Source organism: Paracoccaceae bacterium Fryx2 (genome assembly GCA_032334235.1).
Classification (GTDB): Bacteria; Pseudomonadota; Alphaproteobacteria; order Rhodobacterales; family Rhodobacteraceae; genus JAVSGI01.
On record JAVSGI010000005.1, the window covers coordinates 2,396,399 to 2,412,945 of the forward strand.

Annotated in this window: 13 protein-coding genes and 1 pseudogene; 5 read left to right on the forward strand and 9 right to left on the reverse strand. The window is 67.1% G+C overall.

Translation table 11 applies throughout. The features are described from left to right. Positions 1-38 precede the first annotated feature (38 nt). A complete protein-coding gene (locus RNZ50_20825; protein ID MDT8857439.1) occupies positions 39-1,187 on the forward strand; it encodes an alkane 1-monooxygenase in 1,149 nt (382 codons plus the stop codon). 15 nt (positions 1,188-1,202) lie between these two features. On the opposite strand, the gene RNZ50_20830 is transcribed toward RNZ50_20825, so the two are convergent. The 4 genes from RNZ50_20830 to RNZ50_20845 all read right to left on the reverse strand — a co-directional run bounded on the left by RNZ50_20830 (position 1,203) and on the right by RNZ50_20845 (position 5,068). After that, positions 1,203-2,324 (reverse strand): class I SAM-dependent methyltransferase, encoded by a 1,122-nt coding sequence (locus RNZ50_20830; GenBank protein MDT8857440.1) that lies wholly within the window; start codon positions 2,322-2,324, stop codon positions 1,203-1,205. Between the two features lie 163 nt (positions 2,325-2,487). Beyond that, complete coding sequence (locus RNZ50_20835; protein MDT8857441.1) at positions 2,488-3,612, reverse strand: site-specific DNA-methyltransferase; 1,125 nt, start codon at positions 3,610-3,612, stop codon at positions 2,488-2,490. Between the two features lie 94 nt (positions 3,613-3,706). Beyond that, positions 3,707-4,357 carry a ribonuclease HII gene (locus tag RNZ50_20840; protein ID MDT8857442.1) on the reverse strand — a complete coding sequence of 217 codons (651 nt, stop codon included), beginning with the start codon at positions 4,355-4,357 and terminating at the stop codon, positions 3,707-3,709. 99 nt (positions 4,358-4,456) lie between these two features. Next, the gene (locus tag RNZ50_20845) at positions 4,457-5,068 is read right to left on the reverse strand and encodes a hypothetical protein (protein MDT8857443.1); all 612 of its coding nucleotides are present in this window, start codon (positions 5,066-5,068) and stop codon (positions 4,457-4,459) included. Between the two features lie 206 nt (positions 5,069-5,274). Here RNZ50_20845 and RNZ50_20850 point away from each other — a divergent pair, with 206 nt between their 5' ends. The 4 genes and pseudogenes from RNZ50_20850 (at position 5,275) to RNZ50_20865 (ending at position 10,575) form a co-directional block, all read left to right on the forward strand. After that, complete coding sequence (locus RNZ50_20850) at positions 5,275-5,577, forward strand: hypothetical protein (protein MDT8857444.1); 303 nt, start codon at positions 5,275-5,277, stop codon at positions 5,575-5,577. Next, positions 5,549-6,250: pseudogene (locus tag RNZ50_20855) on the forward strand (hypothetical protein). The gene RNZ50_20850 and the pseudogene RNZ50_20855 overlap by 29 nt, the downstream one beginning before the upstream one ends. 160 nt (positions 6,251-6,410) lie before the next feature. Further along, positions 6,411-7,376 carry an efflux RND transporter periplasmic adaptor subunit gene (locus RNZ50_20860; protein ID MDT8857445.1) on the forward strand — a complete coding sequence of 322 codons (966 nt, stop codon included), beginning with the start codon at positions 6,411-6,413 and terminating at the stop codon, positions 7,374-7,376. After that, positions 7,369-10,575: an efflux RND transporter permease subunit gene (locus tag RNZ50_20865; GenBank protein ID MDT8857446.1), complete on the forward strand. Its 3,207-nt coding sequence runs from the start codon at positions 7,369-7,371 to the stop codon at positions 10,573-10,575. Before RNZ50_20860 ends, RNZ50_20865 begins: the two co-directional genes overlap by 8 nt. Here RNZ50_20865 and rlmN read toward each other — a convergent pair. From rlmN to urtB, 5 genes are all read right to left on the reverse strand, one after another. Then, the gene (gene rlmN / locus RNZ50_20870) at positions 10,554-11,744 is read right to left on the reverse strand and encodes a 23S rRNA (adenine(2503)-C(2))-methyltransferase RlmN (GenBank protein ID MDT8857447.1); all 1,191 of its coding nucleotides are present in this window, start codon (positions 11,742-11,744) and stop codon (positions 10,554-10,556) included. The genes RNZ50_20865 and rlmN overlap by 22 nt on opposite strands. Before the next feature lie 70 nt (positions 11,745-11,814). Next, positions 11,815-12,510: an urea ABC transporter ATP-binding subunit UrtE gene (gene urtE / locus RNZ50_20875; protein MDT8857448.1), complete on the reverse strand. Its 696-nt coding sequence runs from the start codon at positions 12,508-12,510 to the stop codon at positions 11,815-11,817. Then, entirely contained in the window at positions 12,510-13,253 is a 744-nt protein-coding gene (gene urtD / locus RNZ50_20880; GenBank protein MDT8857449.1) for an urea ABC transporter ATP-binding protein UrtD, read from the reverse strand. Before urtD ends, urtE begins: the two co-directional genes overlap by 1 nt. Then, positions 13,250-14,482, reverse strand: a complete 1,233-nt coding sequence (gene urtC, locus RNZ50_20885; GenBank protein MDT8857450.1) for an urea ABC transporter permease subunit UrtC — start codon at positions 14,480-14,482, stop codon at positions 13,250-13,252. The genes urtD and urtC overlap by 4 nt, the downstream gene beginning before the upstream one ends. Positions 14,483-14,570: 88 nt before the next feature. Continuing rightward, on the reverse strand, positions 14,571-16,511 hold the full coding sequence (urtB, locus tag RNZ50_20890) for an urea ABC transporter permease subunit UrtB (GenBank protein MDT8857451.1): 1,941 nt from the start codon (positions 16,509-16,511) through the stop codon (positions 14,571-14,573). Positions 16,512-16,547: the final 36 nt, after the last annotated feature.

The following is a 16,547-nucleotide window of genomic DNA, read 5'->3' on the forward strand; positions in this document are numbered from 1 at the left end:
CGCCCCGGAAACGTGAGGGCACGAAGGAACAATAACCGATGGCCACAATACCCTCGGCGCAGGTTGCGCAACTGAAATCGGCCCTGCCGTTCTGGCTGTCGCTCGGGATGATCCCCTTGGCGCTGATTGGCGCGACGGTCGGCGGCTGGACCGTGGTGATGCTGCCGGTCTACGGCTGGATCATGGTGACGCTGCTCGACGCCATTCTGGGCCGCAACGAAGACAACCCCGACACCGATACGCCCGAGGCCGACCTGTTCTGGTATCGGCTGGTCACGATGATCTGGTTTCCGATCCAGTTCGTCACGATTTACGGCATGATCTGGTGGGTGACGCACACCGACCACCTGTCGACGCTGGAAACCATCGTGCTGTTTTTCGGCGTGGGGGTGATTTCGGGCACGGTCGGCATCGTCTACTCGCATGAACTTCTGCACCAGCGGAACAGGCTGGAACGCTGGCTGGGCGACCTGCTGCTGGCGACGGTGCTTTACAGCCATTTCCGCACCGAGCACCTGCTGGTGCATCACCGCCATGTCGGCACCCCGCGCGACGCGGTGACGGCCCGCTACAACGAGGGTTTCCACCGCTATTTCTACCGGGTGCTGCGCGATACCCCGCGCTCGTCCTGGAAGGCCGAAACCCAGATGCTGGCCCGCGCCGGGCGCAGCCCCTGGCACCCCGGCAACCCGTTCTGGCGCTATGCCATTCTCCAGGCGGCGGCGCTGGCGCTGGCGCTTTACATCGGCGGCTGGGCCGGGCTGGCGCTGTTCCTCTTCCAGGCGTTCATCGCGGTGTGGCAGTTGGAGCTGACCAATTACATCGAGCATTACGGGCTGACCCGGCGGCATCTGGGCGAGGGGAAGTATGAACATGTGCTGCCGCGCCACAGCTGGAACGCCTCGCAGCGCGCCTCGAACTGGCTGCTGATCAACCTGCAACGCCATTCCGACCACCACTACAAACCCGACCGCCGCTTCCCGCTGCTGCAGACCTATTCCGAGGATGACGCACCGCAACTGCCGTTCGGCTATCCGACGATGACGACGCTGGCGATGGTGCCGCCGCTGTGGCGGCGCTACATGAACCCCAAGGTCCGGGCGTGGCGGCGGAAATACTACCCGGACATCACCGACTGGGCACCCTACAACAAGGCGCTGAACCCCGAACCCGGCCTGCTGGCCTGACCGGCCGCCGCGCCATCATCCGATGTGGAAGTTGATGGCGCGGCACGCCGACAGGACAGGCTCCAGAAACCCTTCGCGCGGGTCGGGGCGGGTGTCTGGCGGCACCAGGCTGGTGCCGTAGCTTTCGGCCAGCGCGCGCAGGTCGGCCGCCGCCGCATCGTCGCGGCCGGTGATCCAGATCGAGCCCGCGACATAGCTGCAATCATAATCCTCGGCGCGCTGCCCGAAATAGTCGTAGGGCGCGATCAGGATGGTGCCGGGCCGGGCCTGCGCGATGATCCGGCGTTCCAGCCGTTCCAGCAGGGCGGCATCATCCATCGGCTGATAGAAGTAGATCACGTCGTAGGCCGCATAGCTCTGGAAGGTCAGGGCATCGTCGAGGATGATCCGGCAGCGCGCGGCATTGGTCACCCTCAGGATCTGCGAGGCGGCATCGGCATAGCCGGGGTCGTATTCCAGCCCGTCGGGCCGGTCGAACACCTGGGCGGCCAGCAGCAACGTGATCCCGATGCCGCAGCCGACATCCAGAAAGCGCAGCGGCCCGGCCCGGCCCTGCGCCATCGCCACCCGCCTGGCGGCATGGGCATGTTCCAGAAACACCGAGGTGTTCAGCGGGATGTCGGGATAGCAGCCATAGTCGCGCGCCTCGGCATTCTGCGTCAGCGGGTTCAGCAGGCGATGCAGCGAGCGATGGACCCGGTTCAGCGCGTCCAGCTGCTGCGAGGCCATGTCCCACAGCGGCGGCGGAGGGGCATAGAGCGGCTGGCCGTGGTCTTCGGCGATGCGGACAAGCTGGTCCGCCAGCAGGTTCATCATCCGGAGCCGCCAGCCGACCCCCTCGAAAAAGCGGGGCAGCGGGAGGTCGGGCTTTCCGGGGGTCGGGGCGACCAGCACCGGCGGCACGGCCGGGCCGGGCTGGGCGTGGACGAACTGCATGCACTGCATGTTGTAGAAGTTGAAGACCGACCCGAGCTTGCGTCGCAGGTCGGTCATGCCGGCGATCCGTTCCAGAAGGGCCGCGCGCTGTGCCTGCGTCGCGGGGCGCACGATCAGCCGGGCACAGTCCTGGGCGCGCTGGGCCAGTTGTTCTTCTATCCGGTTCGCAGCGGCGCGGTATTCTTCAAGGTCTTCGGCCATTCATCCACCCTGGCACGGCTTTTTCCGGCGACGCTAGCATGGAATCGGCCGGTCACGCAGCAAGTTGTGCATCAAGGTGAAAAAGCCCCGCCATGCGCGCCGCACGGCGGGGAGTCGTGCCGCGGGCGGGCCGCGGCAGGCAATGCGGTCGGTAAAGCGGGGGTCAGTGCGGCAGGCCGGCCTGATCGGCCTCCATCTCGGCACGGATCTGCTGGCGCAGGATGTCGATGGGAATCAGCTTGCCGTCGCGCTTGAAGTGCCAGTAGGTCCAGCCGTTGCAGCTTGGCGCGCCTTCCAGATGCGCGCCGACCTGATGGATCGAGCCCTTCACCTCGGTGCCGACCAGCGTGCCGTCGGCGCGCACCTTGGCAATGCCCCCGCGCGGCGAAAACAGTTCCTCGCCCGGGCGCAACATGCCGCGTTCGACCACCTGCCCGAAGGGCACGCGCGGCTCGGCGCGCTTCGAGCCGGTGATTTCCAGCGCCGATGCGTCGAAGCGGCGCACCCTCTCCATCCGTTCGGCGGCGACGCGGCGATAGGCCTCCTCGCGCTCGATCCCGATGAAGTCGCGGCCCAGCATCTTGGCCACCGCCCCTGTCGTGCCGGTGCCGAAGAACGGGTCGAGCACCACGTCGCCGGGGTTGGTGCTGGCCACCATCACGCGGTGCAGCAGGCTTTCGGGTTTCTGCGTCGGATGCGCCTTGTCGCCCGCCGCATCCTTGATGCGCTCGTGCCCGGTGCAGATCGGCAGCACCCAGTCGGACCGCATCTGCACGCCTTCGTTCAGCGCCTTCAGCGCCTCGTAGTTGAAGGTGTATTTCGCCGCCTCGTCGCGGCTGGCCCAGATCAGGGTTTCATGCGCGTTAGTCAGCCGCTTGCCCTTGAAGTTCGGCATCGGGTTCGACTTGCGCCACACCACGTCGTTCAGGATCCAGTAGCCCTGATCCTGCAAGGCCGCGCCGACGCGGAAGATGTTGTGATAGCTGCCGATCACCCAGATCGCCCCGTTGGGCTTCAGCAGGCGCCGTGCGGCGGCCAGCCAGTCGCGGGTGAAGCGGTCATAGGCGGCGAAACTGGCGAACTGGTCCCAGTGGTCGTTGACCGCATCGACCTTGCTGTTGTCGGGGCGATGCAGGTCGCCCCGCAGTTGCAGGTTGTAGGGCGGGTCTGCGAAGATCAGATCGACGCTGCCTTCGGGCAGGCCGTTCATCACCTCGATGCAGTCGCCCGCAAGGATCTGGTTCAGCGGAAGCGTTGCCGCTTCTGCCGGTCTGGTCTTGGTCGCCATGTGCTGCCTCTGTCCCCGGCTTTTTGTGCCGATTTGTTCAGGACAGGATGAGTCATTGGCGATTCGCCGTCAAATTCTTTTTTGAATCAAGGGCTTAATGATCTTCTTGATACAAGATGTTGTGGACGGGGCGGAACGAACGCCTATGGTGTGGGGTCACCCCAAGATCTTGCAGCGCGGCCAGATGCGCTTTGGTCGGATAACCCGCGTTTTGCGCCCAGCCGTAACCCGGATGCTGTTGCGCCAAATCCACCATGATCCGGTCACGCGCCACCTTGGCCAGGATCGAGGCTGCGGCAATCGACACACACCGTGCGTCACCCTTTACAAGCGCGCTTGCCCGGCAGGTCAGCCCGCGCGGGATCAGATGGCCGTCGATCAGCGCATGGTCGGCAACGCAGGGCAGGCCCGCCACCGCCCGCTCCATCGCCAGATGGCTGGCGCGCAGGATGTTCAGCGCGTCGATTTCGGCAACCGAGGCATGGGCGATGCAGGTCTGGGCCTGCGACATGATCAGGTCGAACAGCGCTTCGCGCTGGCGGGCGCTCAGTTTCTTGCTGTCGTTCAGCCCGGGCGGAATGCTTCCGGGAAACAGCCGCACGGCGGCAGCCGTCACCGGCCCGGCCAGCGGCCCGCGCCCGGCCTCGTCGACACCGATGACAAAAACCGCCCCCCCGGCAAGGGCGGCGGCTTCATGGGCAAAGTCGGGGGCTGGGTCGGGGGCTGGGTCGGGGTGCGATGACATGCGCAGAGGAAACCCGATCCGGCCGCAAATGGAAAGAGGGGGAAGCTGCTCACCCTTCCCCCTCAGGTGCGGGGCACGACGCCCCGGCCGCGCCGACGCCTAGCGCCAGCGCCGCTGTTCGATGCGGAACCCTGCGTTCAGCAGGCAGTTCTGCGCATAGACCCGGGTGCTGCGGCCGCGGATATACACGCCGCGGCCGCAATTGGCCGGCAACCGGGCCCTGACGCCGTTGTTGCGCAGGCAGGGCTCGGGATAGACCACGCTGCTGCGATAGCCGTCGATCTGCATGGCGCAGACGGCGGGCAGGGACGGGGCATGGCCGTGCCAGTAGGGCGGCGGGGCGGGATGGACCGGCGGCTTGGGGTAGGGATGGTGCGGATAGGGGGGCGGCAGGACGGGATGCCCGATCGGCGGGCGGGGCTGCGGCTGGTAGGGGAACGGGTTCGGCGGCGGGGGCCGGTGATCGTCGCGGTCGCTGATCGCCGTGCCGATGATCGCGATAGCCGCAAAGGCCGCAAGCGCCTTGGCCAGATCGTCGTTGTCGGCATGGGCCGGCAGGGTTGTCCCGGCCATCAGGCCAAGGGCGGTGGACACCGCGACCAGCGTTGTGGTCATCCGCCGGAAGATCGACGGCCGGTTCTGGGGCATCCGGCGGCGGGATGCCAGAACGGTTTCGGCCAGGATCTCGGAAGGTCTGGGGGCTGTGGACATTTCAGCTTCCTTTCGGGGTGTCGGCCGACACGACCACCGTGCCGGGCTTGATGCGCCAACCCTCGCCCCGCCCCGCCGGGACAGGCAATATCGCCACCCCGTCATGCGATAGCAGCCCGCCACGGCCCGCTTGTTATTGAATATCAGCGGCCCGCGGCGCAGGGTGCACAGGTTCCGACCCACCGGCCAGATCACTGGAGCCCCGCATGAAACCCCTTGCCCCCACCGCCGCCCTTGCCCTTGCCGCAGTGCTGATGCTGGCGGCCCCGGCGCGGGCCGACTGCTATGCCGACTACAAGGCCAAGCAGGATTCCCCCCTGCGCCTGCACTATGGCGTGGCTCAGGTGCCCGACGGGGCCTGTGCCGGGCGGGGTGCCGCCGCCGCCAACGCCCTGGCACCCCGGCTTGCAGCAGCGGGCTGGACTCTGCTCAACATCCTGTCCACCTTCGGCCCCGAGGGTCTGGAAGAAAGGAAAGCCAGTGCCGGAGACTATTTCCTCCGCTTCTGACAGCCTGCGGGCGGGCAACCGGGTGGTCGCGGGCGGCATTGCCGCCATCGTGCTGATCCTGCTCGGGGCGGCGATCTTCCTGTTCCTGAACCTGCCCGACGCCAACGCCTTCAACGCCCGGGTCGAGCGCATCTTCGTCGAGAACGACGACCTGCGCGCCGGAGCCGAGATCAAGCTGCTGGAGATTCTGGCGCAATCGGGCACCTCGTTTTCCGACGTGCTGGCCAGCTACCGCATGGTGATCTTCGTGCTGCTGGTCTTTGCCACGGCGCTGTTGCTGGCGGCACTGGTGTTCCTTGTCACCATCATCGCGCTGAACCGCCGCATCTCGGCGATCCAGCGATCCGGCATCCAGGTTTCCAGCCTGCTGATCAGCCGCGAAAGCCGCGCGGTCTATATCAACGACATGGAGTTTGCCCTGACCGAGGCCGCGATCGAAACCCTGTCGGTTCTGGCCGAGGCGCGGATGGATGACGAGGTGATGACCGGCGCCCAGATCGAAGGCGTGATCTCGGGGCGCGACCCGTCGGACTGCGACGAGGCGGCGGGGGCGACCCGCGTCAAGCGGCTGCGCGACACGCTGGGCAACCAGCTGGTCAGCGAGTTGCTGGTCAAGACCATCGCCCGGCGCGGCTATGTGCTGGCGGTGGGCAAGGATGTCATTCGCATGATGTGCGCGGGATTTTTCGTAGAAAAATCGCGCATCCTGCACCGGGTCATTGCCACGGGCGAAAAGTCGCAGGAAACTGGGCCTTCGGGACTTGCTTTTTGCGGGTCCAAGTCATATTCATCTTTATGAATATTATTCCCCGCTGCCCAGCGAAGGACACATCATGCGATTCTCCCTCCCGGCCGCCCTGCTGACCCTGCTGCTGCCGCTTGCCCTGCACGCCGAACCCCTCGCCCCGGTGACCGTGACCGAGTGGAAGGCCGTCTATGGCCGGATCGAGGCGCGCGACCGCATTCCCGCCCGCGCCCGGCTGGGCGGCACGCTGGTGCGGCTGCTGGTGGCCGAGGGTGACGAGGTCACCGCCGGCCAGGTGCTGGGCGAGGTGGTCGATGCCAAGATCGGCTTCCAGCTTTCCGCCATCGACGCGACGCTGCAATCGCTGGATGCCCAGCTTGCCAATGCGCAGACCGAACTGACCCGCGGCGAGGATCTGCTGGCGCGCGGCGTCACCACCGCGCAGCGGCTGGATGCGCTGCGCACCCAGGTCGACGTGCTGAACGGCCAGATCGCCGCCACCCGCGCCGACCGTCAGGTGATCGAGCAGCAGGCGCTCGAAGGCACCGTGCTGTCGCCCATCGCGGGCCGCGTGCTGGATGTGCCGGTCGCAACCGGCGCCGTGCTGATGGCGGGCGAGGTGGTGGCAAGCATCGGCGGCGGCGGCTTCTATTTGCGCATCGCGGTGCCCGAACGCCACGCCGCCTTTCTGGAGCAGGGTGCGCCCATCGGGATCGAAACAGCCACGGGGGTTGCCACCGGCACGCTGGCCCGCATCTATCCGCTGATCGAGAACGGCCGCGTCGTGGCCGATGTCGAGGTGCCGGACCTTCCCGATGCCTTTGTCGATGCCCGCGTGCTGGTGCGCGTGCCGGTCGCCACGCGGCAGGCCCTGCTGGTGCCACGCGATGCCGTCACCACCCTGTCCGGTCTCGATTTCGTCGAAACCGAAAGCACGGCCGGCCCGGTGGCGCGCGCCGTCGTGCTGGGGCAGGGCCACGACCGCGACGGCCGCGCGATGGTCGAGGTTCTGTCGGGCCTGCAAGCGGGCGACGTGGTGATCGGCCATGAGTGAAGGACCGAAGAAGGCCCTTGGCCTCGCGGGCGGCCTGACCCGCGCCTTCATCGCCTCGGCGCTGACCCCGCTGTTCATTCTGGCCGCGCTGGCGGTGGGCCTCGTCGCGCTGGCCTCGCTGCCGCGCGAGGAAGAGCCGCAGATTTCCGTGCCCTTGGTCGACATCCACATCCAGGCCCCCGGCCTGCGCGCCGAGGATGCGGTGAAGCTGATCACCGAACCTCTGGAAGGCATCGTCAAGGGCATCGACGGGGTCGAGCACATCTATTCCCAGACCCGCGACGACAGCGCGATGGTCACCGCGCGCTTTCTGGTCGGCACCTCGTCCGATGCTGCGATCCTGCGGGTGCATGACAAGATCCGCGCCAACCTGGACCGGATTCCGGTCGGCATCCCCGAGCCGCTGATCTTCGGGCGCGGGATCGACGACGTCGCCATCGTTTCGCTGACCCTGTCACCGAAACCCGGCAGCACCGGCATTACCGCCAACGACCTGACCCGCATCGCCCGCGAGCTGCGCACCGAGGTTGCCAAGACCGCAGATGTCGGCCTTACCTACATCGTGGGCGAAGCACCCGAGGCGATCCGCATCGCGCCCGACCCGGAACGGCTGGCGCTCTACGGCGTGACGCTGCAACAGCTTGCGGGCAAGGTTTCGGCCGCCAACCGCTCGCTGACCACCGGCACGCTGCGCGACGCCGGCGACTCGGTCGCGCTGATTGCCGGTGAAACCCTGACGGCCCCGGCGCAGATCGCCAACCTCTTGCTGACCACGCGCGACGGGCGACCGGTCTATGTCGCAGACGTGGCCGATGTGGCTTTCGTCGCAGATACGTCCGACCTGCTGATGGCCTCGGTCTCCAGGGCCGAGGACGGCACGATTCTCCGCGCCCCCGCCGTGACGCTGGCCGTTGCCAAGCGCGCCGGGTCGAATGCCGTCGTCGTTTCCGAGGCGATCCTGCACCGGATCGAGGCGCTGAAGGGCAGCCTGATCCCCGACAGCATCGCGGTCGACATCACCCGCAATTACGGCGAAACGGCCAACGAAAAGGCCAACGAGCTGCTGTTCCACCTCGGCCTTGCCACCGTGTCGATCGTGGCACTGGTGCTGCTGGCAATCGGCTGGCGCGAAAGCATCGTGGTGGCCATCGTCATCCCGGTGACGATCCTGCTGACGCTGTTTGCCGCCTGGATCATGGGCTACACCCTGAACCGCGTCAGCCTGTTCGCGCTGATCTTTTCCATCGGCATCCTGGTCGATGATGCCATCGTGGTGATCGAGAACATCGCGCGGCACTGGGGCATGGGCGACAAGCGCCCCCGCGCCGAGGCGGCAATCGACGCCGTGGCCGAGGTCGGCAACCCGACCATAGTCGCCACGCTGACCGTGGTCGCGGCGCTGTTGCCGATGCTGTTCGTCTCGGGCCTGATGGGCCCCTACATGAGCCCGATCCCGGCCAACGCCTCTGCCGCGATGATCTTCTCGTTCTTCGTGGCGGTGATCATCACGCCCTGGCTGATGCTGAAGATCGCGGGCGGCGCCAAGCTGGCACATGGCGACGGCCACGGCGCTGAACCGGGCGGCCGTCTGGGGCGGATCTACACCGCCGTGGCGCGGCCGCTGCTTTCCAGCAAGGGCGTCAGCCTCGCGTTCCTCCTGATCACGGCGGTGCTGTCGTTCGGGTCGCTGACGGCGCTTTATACCAAGGATGTCACGGTCAAGCTCTTGCCGTTCGACAACAAGTCGGAACTCTCGGTGGTGATCGACCTGCCCGAAGGCGCCACGGTCGAGGCGACCGACCGTGTCGCGCAGGAGGTGGCCGCCGTGGCGCTGGGCCTGCCGGAGGTCACGCTGGTGCAGACCCATGCGGGCACCGCCGCCCCCTTCAACTTCAACGGGCTGGTACGCCATTCCTACCTGCGGGCAGAGCCGCAACTGGGCGAGGTGCAGATCACCCTCGCGCCGAAGGCCGAGCGTGACCGCGCGAGCCATGACATCGCGCTCGACCTGCGTCTGGCACTGAACGCGCTTGACCTGCCGCCGGGCACCAGCCTGAAAACCGTCGAGCCGCCACCCGGCCCGCCGGTGCTGGCCACCCTGCTGGCCGAGATCTACGGCCCCGACGCCGAAACCCGGCGCGCGGCGGCGGCGAAGGTGCGGCAGGCGTTCGAGGCGGTGCCGTTCATCGTCGATGTCGATGACAGTTTCGGCACCCAGCCCCGCCGCCTGCGCGCCACCGTCTCGACCGACGATCTGGAATTCTTCTCGGTCGAGGAATCCGACGTGTTCGACACCATCGAGATCCTGAACGGTGGCCGGACGGTCGGCTATTCGCACCGCGGCGACGGGCGCCACCCGATCCCGATCCGGATCGAGCGGCCCAAGGGCGACCGGGTGATGGACGAACGCTTCCTCTCCACTCCCATTCCGGCCAACGTGCTGCCCGGCGCGCGCGGCGTGGTGGAACTGGGCGACGTGATCCGCGTGGCGGAAGAGCGCGCCTCCTACCCGGTGTTCCGCCGCAATGGCCGCGACGCCGAAATGGTCATGGCAGAGTTGGCGGGCGATTTCGAGGCGCCGCTTTACGGGATGCTGGCGGTCGAGGCCGAACTAGACAAGATGGAGTGGGAACCCGGCACCAAGCCGGTGATCAGCCTGAACGGCCAGCCCGAGGATGAAACGGTCACCACCCTGCTGTGGGATGGCGAATGGGAGGTGACGTTTGTCACCTTCCGCGACATGGGGGCGGCCTTCGGCGTGGCGCTCTTGGGAATCTACATCCTGGTGGTGGCGCAGTTCGGCTCGTTCCGCCTGCCGCTGGTGATCCTGACGCCGATCCCGCTGACCTTCCTTGGCATCGTGTTCGGCCACTGGCTGTTCGGAGCGCCTTTCTCGGCCACCTCGATGATCGGCTTCATCGCGCTGGCGGGAATAATCGTGCGCAACTCGATCCTGCTGGTCGATTTCATCCGGCACGCCGACCCGGCCCGCCCGCCGCTTGACGTGCTGATCGAGGCCGGGGCGATCCGGTTCAAGCCGATCCTGCTGACGGCGATTGCCGCGATGATCGGGGCGGTGGTGATCCTGGCCGACCCGATCTTCCAGGGGCTGGCGATCTCGCTGCTGTTCGGGCTGCTGAGTTCCACGCTGCTGACCGTGCTGGTGATCCCGGCGATCTACCGCGTGTTCAAGACCTGAGCCTCTGCCGCCACGTCGGCGCGCGACTTGCGCCCGCGTTCGGTGGCCGATTTCAGCTGGCCGCAGGCCGCCATGATGTCCTCGCCGCGCGGGGTGCGGATCGGGCTGGCATAGCCTGCGTTATAGATGATGTCGGCAAAGGCATGGATGCGGTTGCCGCTTGACCGCTTGTAGGGCGCGCCCGGCCATTCGTTGAACGGGATCAGGTTGATCTTGGCCGGGATGCCCCGGATCAGCTCCACCAGACGGTGCGCGTCTTCCTTGCTGTCGTTCACCCCGTCGAGCATGACGTATTCGAAGGTGATGCGTTCGGAGTTGGTCAGGCCGGGGTAGTCGCGCAGCGCATCCAGCAACGCCGCGATGTTCCATTTCTTGTTGATCGGCACCAGCCTGTCGCGCACCTCATCAGTGGTGGCGTGGAAGCTGACGGCCAGCAGGCAGCCGATTTCCCGCGCGGTGCGGGCAATTTCCGGCACCACGCCCGAGGTCGACAGGGTGATGCGCCGGCGCCCAAGGGCGATGCCCTCGTTGTCCATCACGATCTTCATCGCGTCGCGCACGTTGTCGAAATTGTAAAGCGGCTCGCCCATGCCCATCAGCACCACGTTGCTGATCAGCCGGGTTTCATCCTTGGGCGCGCCCTGCACCGGCCATTCGCCCAGATCGTCGCGCGCCAGCATCACCTGCCCGACAATCTCGCTCGCCGTCAGGTTGCGCACCAGCTTCTGCGTGCCGGTGTGGCAGAAGGAACAGGTCAGCGTGCAGCCGACCTGGCTTGAAATGCACAGGGTGCCACGGTTTTCCTCGGGGATGTAGACGGTCTCGACCTCGTGCCCGCCCGCGATGCGCACCAGATACTTGCGGGTGCCGTCGGCGCTGATCTGCCGTGTCACGACCTCGGGCAGCGTGATCACGAAGTTCTCGGCCAGCAGCGCGCGGAAGTCCTTGGCAAGGTTGGTCATGCCCGCGAAATCGCGGATGCCCCAGTGGTAGACCCATTGCCAGATCTGCCCGACCCGCATCTTCGCCTGCCGCTCCGGCGTGCCTGCCGCGATCAGGGCGGCGTGCAACTGGTCGCGCGTCAGCCCGACGATGTTCACCGGGCCGCCCTCGGACAGCTTGCGCGGTATCGTCAGCACGTCTTGCGTGATCGGGGCATCGGGGGCCATCGCGGGGAATCCTTGCAGGTGAGCGCGTCATATAGGCGATCTGCGCGCCTTTGCCAAACCCCCGCTGTTTTCAGACCGAAACCGAGCCCCGCACCGCCTCGCGCCCCAGTTCCGCCTTGGTGCCCGCCAGATCGACCGCGCCGCGTTTCAGCACATAAAAACGGTCGGCGAGGCCGTAGGCGAATTCGAAATACTGCTCGACCAGAATGATCGCCATGTCGCCCTTGGCGCGCAGGTGTTCGATCACCCGGCCGATCTGCTGGATGATGTTGGGCTGGATGCCCTCGGTCGGCTCGTCCAGCAGCAAAAGCTTGGGCTTCATGATCATGGCGCGGGCGATGGCAAGCTGCTGCTGCTGCCCGCCCGACAGATCGCCGCCACGGCGGTGGCCCATGTCTTTCAGCACCGGGAACAGGTCATAGATATCCTCCGGCACGACATGCTCGGCGCGGGGCAGGCAGGCAAAGCCGGTTTCCAGATTCTCGCGCACCGTCAGCAGCGGAAAGATCATCCGGCCCTGCGGCACGAAGCCCAGGCCCCGCCGCGCCATGCCCTGCGGCGGCAGTTTGGGGAGGTCTTCGCCATCGAAAGTCACCCGCCCGCCCGAGCGCGGATGCGCCCCGGCGATGGCCTTCAAGAGGCTGGTCTTGCCGACGCCATTGGTGCCCATGATGCAGGTCACCTCGCCCGCCCGCGCCTCCATGTCGATGCCGTAGAGGATTTGCGACCCGCCGTAGTGCAGCGTCAGACCTTCGGTTTTCAGCATCAACCCCGCCCCAGATAAACGTCGATCACTTCCGGCGTGCGGGTCACATGATCAAGCGAGCCTTCGGCCAGCACCGCGCCTTCGTGCAGCACGGTGACCCGGCAGTTCAGGCGGCGCACGAATTCCATGTCATGTTCCACCACCACCACGGCGCGGGTCTTTGCCATGTCGACCAAGAGCCGCGTGGTGTGCTCGCGTTCGGCCAGCGTCATGCCGGCCGCGGGTTCATCGACCAGCAGCAGCCGCGGTTCCTGCGCCAGCAGCATCCCGATTTCCAGCCATTGCTTCTGGCCGTGGCTCAGTTCGCCCGACTTGCGGTCCAGCGCGTCGGCCAGACCGACCTCCTCGGCCAGCGCCTGCACGCGTCCGTGATCTGCGGGCGTGGCGCGCCAGAACAGCACCCGCCACGGCGCGCGCGCCGCCCGGAGCGCCATCATCAGGTTGTCGGCAACCGACTGATCCTCGAACACCGTCGGGCGCTGGAACTTGCGGCCGACCCCGGCGCGGGCGATCTGCGCCTCGGACATGTTCAGCAGCGAGACCGAGCGTTCGCCGAAGGTCACGGTGCCCTTGTCGGGCCGGGTCTTGCCGGTCACGATATCCATGAAGGTGGTCTTGCCCGCGCCGTTCGGCCCGATCACCGCGCGCAATTCCTGCGCGCCGATGCTGAAGGACAGGTTGTTGATGGCGCGAAAGCCGTCGAAGCTGACGCTGACGCCCGAAACCTCGAGCAGGGCGGTCATTCGACGGCCTCCTTTTCCTGCAACGCCCCGGCGTCGGGACCAAGGGGCGCGCCCTTGCGGTCGGGGCTGCGCAGGCCCGACAGCGCATCGACCAGCCCGGCCAGCCCCTTCGGCGCGTAAAGCGTGACCAGCACGAACGACAGGCCGAGCACGATCTGCCACCAGTCCACCCACTTCACGACGTAGAAACCAAGGTTGAGGTCGGGCGCCCGCCCCCCGGTGAACCAGCTTGACAGCAGGCTGACGAACACCGCCCCCACCACCGCGCCATAAAGCCGCCCGCGCCCGCCGATCGCCACCCAGACAGCAAGATAGATCGAGGCGATCGGCGCCATTTCCGCCGGGTTGATGATGCCCGCCTGCGGGTAGTAAAGCGCGCCTGCGATGGCGGCGATGATCGCCGTCAGGGTGAAGATGAACAGCTTGTAGCCCTCGACCGAATAGCCGAGAAACCGCACCCGCTGTTCATCGTCGCGGATGGCGCGGATCACCGAGCCGAACTTGCCCGACACGACGAAGGCCGAGAGCATGTAGCCCAGCGCCAGCGCCAGCGCCGAGGCCCAGAAGAACCAGACCGACAGCACGTCCTGCCCCACCGCATCGGCGCCGGGGATGTTCTGCAGCCCCGACAGCCCGTTGTTGCCGCGCAACCCGGAGTCGTTCTGGAAGAGGTAAAGCGCCAGCGCCAGCGTCATCGCCTGCGTCAGGATTGACAGGTAAACCCCGGTGACCCGGCTGCGGAACGCAAGCCAGCCGAACACCGCCGCCAGCACCCCCGGCACCAGCACCACCAGCGCCAGCTGCGCGGGCAGAGAGCCCGCAAAGGCCCAGACCGCCGGAATCTCGGACCCGCCGACCACGCCGAAGATCTGGGTGCCGATGCCGGTGCGGATTTCTTCCGGCGTGGCGGGCAGGCCGCCGCCCGACAGCGCCTGCACCACGATGCCTTCGGTGCGGGCATACATCAGCCACATGCCGATCATGTAGCCCCCCAGCCCGAAGAAGGCGAAATGGCCCAGGCTGAGGATGCCCGCGTAGCCCCAGACCAGATCCATCGCCAGCGCGATCAGGCAGAGGCACAGCGTCTTGCCCAGCGTCTTGATGAACGAGGTGGAAAGGAACGAGACGCCATAGGCCTCGGACAGCAGGGTGACGGCGAGGGTGAAGATCGCGAGGATTGCGAGAAAGACCAGCACCGAGGGGTTGCGGGACAGGAAGCCTTGGGTCATGCGCGCCTCCAAGGGCAGGACCGGGGGGCCAGCCCCCCGGACCCCCCGGGATATTTGGGCCAAGATGAAGGGGGAAGGCAGGTCACGGTCAATCTCCCGCCGCGCGGCCCTTGAGGGCGATGATGCCCCTTGGGCGGAACTGGATGAACAGGATGATGAACAGGATCATGTAGGTCTGCGCGGCAAGGGTGTTGGAGGGGTTGAACCACTCGATGCCCTTCTGCAGGAAGCCGATCAGCGCCGCCCCGGCCAGCGCGCCCCAGATGTTGCCGACGCCGCCCACCACCACCGTCATGAAGCTCTGCACGATGTAGTCGGAGCCGAGTTCGGAGGTGACCTTGGCGAAGAGGCCGATGGCGACGCCCGCGACGCCCGCGATGCCGGAGCCGAGGCCGAAGGTCAGCATGTTGATGCGGTCGGGGTTGATGCCCATGCTGGCGGCCATCGACGGGTTCTGCGTTACGGCGCGGACCTCGAGCCCGATGCGGGTGCGCTTCATGATGAACAGTAAGACCGCAAGGAAGACCAGCGCCAGCACGAAGATCGCGATGCGGATGTAGCTGATCGACACCACGTCGTTGAAGGTCAGCGCGCCATCAAGCCAGCCCGGCGAGGTCAGCGGGCGGGCCTGGGTGCCGAAGATGTTCTTGGCGAGTTGCTGCAGCGCGATGGAGATGCCGAAGGTGGCCAGCAGGGTTTCCAGCGGGCGCTTGTAGAGGTGGCGGATCACCAGCCGTTCCATCGCCACACCGGCCGCAAAGGTGACGATGAAGGCCGCGGGCAGCGCGACGAGGATCGAGATCGTGTAGTCGGCGATCAGTTGCTGCACCACATAGCCGGTGTAGGCGCCCATCATGATGAATTCGCCATGCGCCATGTTGATCACCCGCATCACCCCGAAGGTGATGGCAAGCCCGATGGCGGCGAGGAAGTAGATCGAGGCCAGCGACAGCGCATCGAGCGCGAGGTCGGCCGCCTGCATGGCACCCACGGCCATGCCGATACGGTCCAGCGCGGCGCGGGCGGCATCGGTTACGGCCGGGTCGGGCTCGGTGTAGACATCGAGGAAGCGGTGCGCGGCCAGCGCGGCGGCGACCTCGTCATCGGTGGCGGCGGTGGGGACGGTGCCCGCCGCCTCCAGTGCCGTATAGGCGCGGTCGCGGGCGGGCTGGCTGCCCAGTTCCGCCACCGGGATGCCGGCCACCGCGCCGTCGCGGATGTTGGCGATCAGGGCGCTGCGCTGTGCCTCGGGCGTCAGGCGGGCGGGGGCGAGGTTGGCGGCGACCAGCAGGGCGTAGGCTTCGACAGGCGGAATGTCGGTGCCGGGGGTCAGGGTGGCCGCGATGTTGGCACCTTCGGGGGCGTCGCCCGCCACGGCGATGCGGGTGGTGGCCAGCAGCGGGTTCAGCGCGGCGCGCAGGTCAAGCCCGAGGTCGGCGCCGAAGCTTTCGATGGCCGCCACCCGCGCCGCATTGTCGGGATCGAAGCGCAGGGTCAGCAGGCGTTCCAGCCGGGCCTTGCGCGCGGCAAGACCGGGGTCGGGCTCGGAAGCGACCGAGGCGCGCAGCGGGGCAAGGTGGGCTGCGTCTGGGTCGCGGGCGATCGAGGTCAGCGCCTCGGCCCGGCGTGCCATGACGGGATCGGAAAGCTGGAACTGCACCAGTGCCGTGGCGATCAGGCCGCGCACGCCGGCATTGGGTTTCAGGTCGGTGATGTCGGATTTTGCGGCCGTCCCGGCTGCGGTGCCCGCCAGATCGGTCAGCGCCCAGCCCTCGGCGTCGGGCGCCAGCAGGAAGAACGCGCCATCTGACTTGCGGATGCCGAGGGACTTGGCCACCCACGCCTCCAGCACCTTCTGCGCCACCGGGTCGCCGCTGTCGGCAAGCGCCGCGATCACGGGGCCGATGGTCTGGCGCGAGGATTTCTCGATCAGGGCGCGGTTTTCGGCCAGCAGGGCCGCCGCCTCTTGCGCGCGGGCCGGGCCGTGCAGGGTGAAGCACAGGAAAAGGAGGATCAGGATCAGGCGCATGAGTCCCCCATGGGTTGGCGGGAAGGGGCCGGGGCG

Excerpts from the sequence above, each read along its gene's own strand:
- RNZ50_20840 (MDT8857442.1), bottom strand. The coding sequence starts at position 4,357 with ATGTCATCGCACCCCGACCCAGCCCCCGACCCAGCCCCCGACTTTGCC.
- RNZ50_20845 (MDT8857443.1), bottom strand. The coding sequence starts at position 5,068 with ATGTCCACAGCCCCCAGACCTTCCGAGATCCTGGCCGAAACCGTTCTG.
- RNZ50_20865 (MDT8857446.1), top strand. The coding sequence starts at position 7,369 with ATGAGTGAAGGACCGAAGAAGGCCCTTGGCCTCGCGGGCGGCCTGACC.
- urtC (MDT8857450.1), bottom strand. The coding sequence starts at position 14,482 with ATGACCCAAGGCTTCCTGTCCCGCAACCCCTCGGTGCTGGTCTTTCTC.
- RNZ50_20830 (MDT8857440.1), bottom strand. The coding sequence starts at position 2,324 with ATGGCCGAAGACCTTGAAGAATACCGCGCCGCTGCGAACCGGATAGAA.
- RNZ50_20835 (MDT8857441.1), bottom strand. The coding sequence starts at position 3,612 with ATGGCGACCAAGACCAGACCGGCAGAAGCGGCAACGCTTCCGCTGAAC.
- rlmN (MDT8857447.1), bottom strand. The coding sequence starts at position 11,744 with ATGGCCCCCGATGCCCCGATCACGCAAGACGTGCTGACGATACCGCGC.
- urtE (MDT8857448.1), bottom strand. The coding sequence starts at position 12,510 with ATGCTGAAAACCGAAGGTCTGACGCTGCACTACGGCGGGTCGCAAATC.
- RNZ50_20825 (MDT8857439.1), top strand. The coding sequence starts at position 39 with ATGGCCACAATACCCTCGGCGCAGGTTGCGCAACTGAAATCGGCCCTG.
- RNZ50_20850 (MDT8857444.1), top strand. The coding sequence starts at position 5,275 with ATGAAACCCCTTGCCCCCACCGCCGCCCTTGCCCTTGCCGCAGTGCTG.
- RNZ50_20860 (MDT8857445.1), top strand. The coding sequence starts at position 6,411 with ATGCGATTCTCCCTCCCGGCCGCCCTGCTGACCCTGCTGCTGCCGCTT.
- urtB (MDT8857451.1), bottom strand. The coding sequence starts at position 16,511 with ATGCGCCTGATCCTGATCCTCCTTTTCCTGTGCTTCACCCTGCACGGC.
- urtD (MDT8857449.1), bottom strand. The coding sequence starts at position 13,253 with ATGACCGCCCTGCTCGAGGTTTCGGGCGTCAGCGTCAGCTTCGACGGC.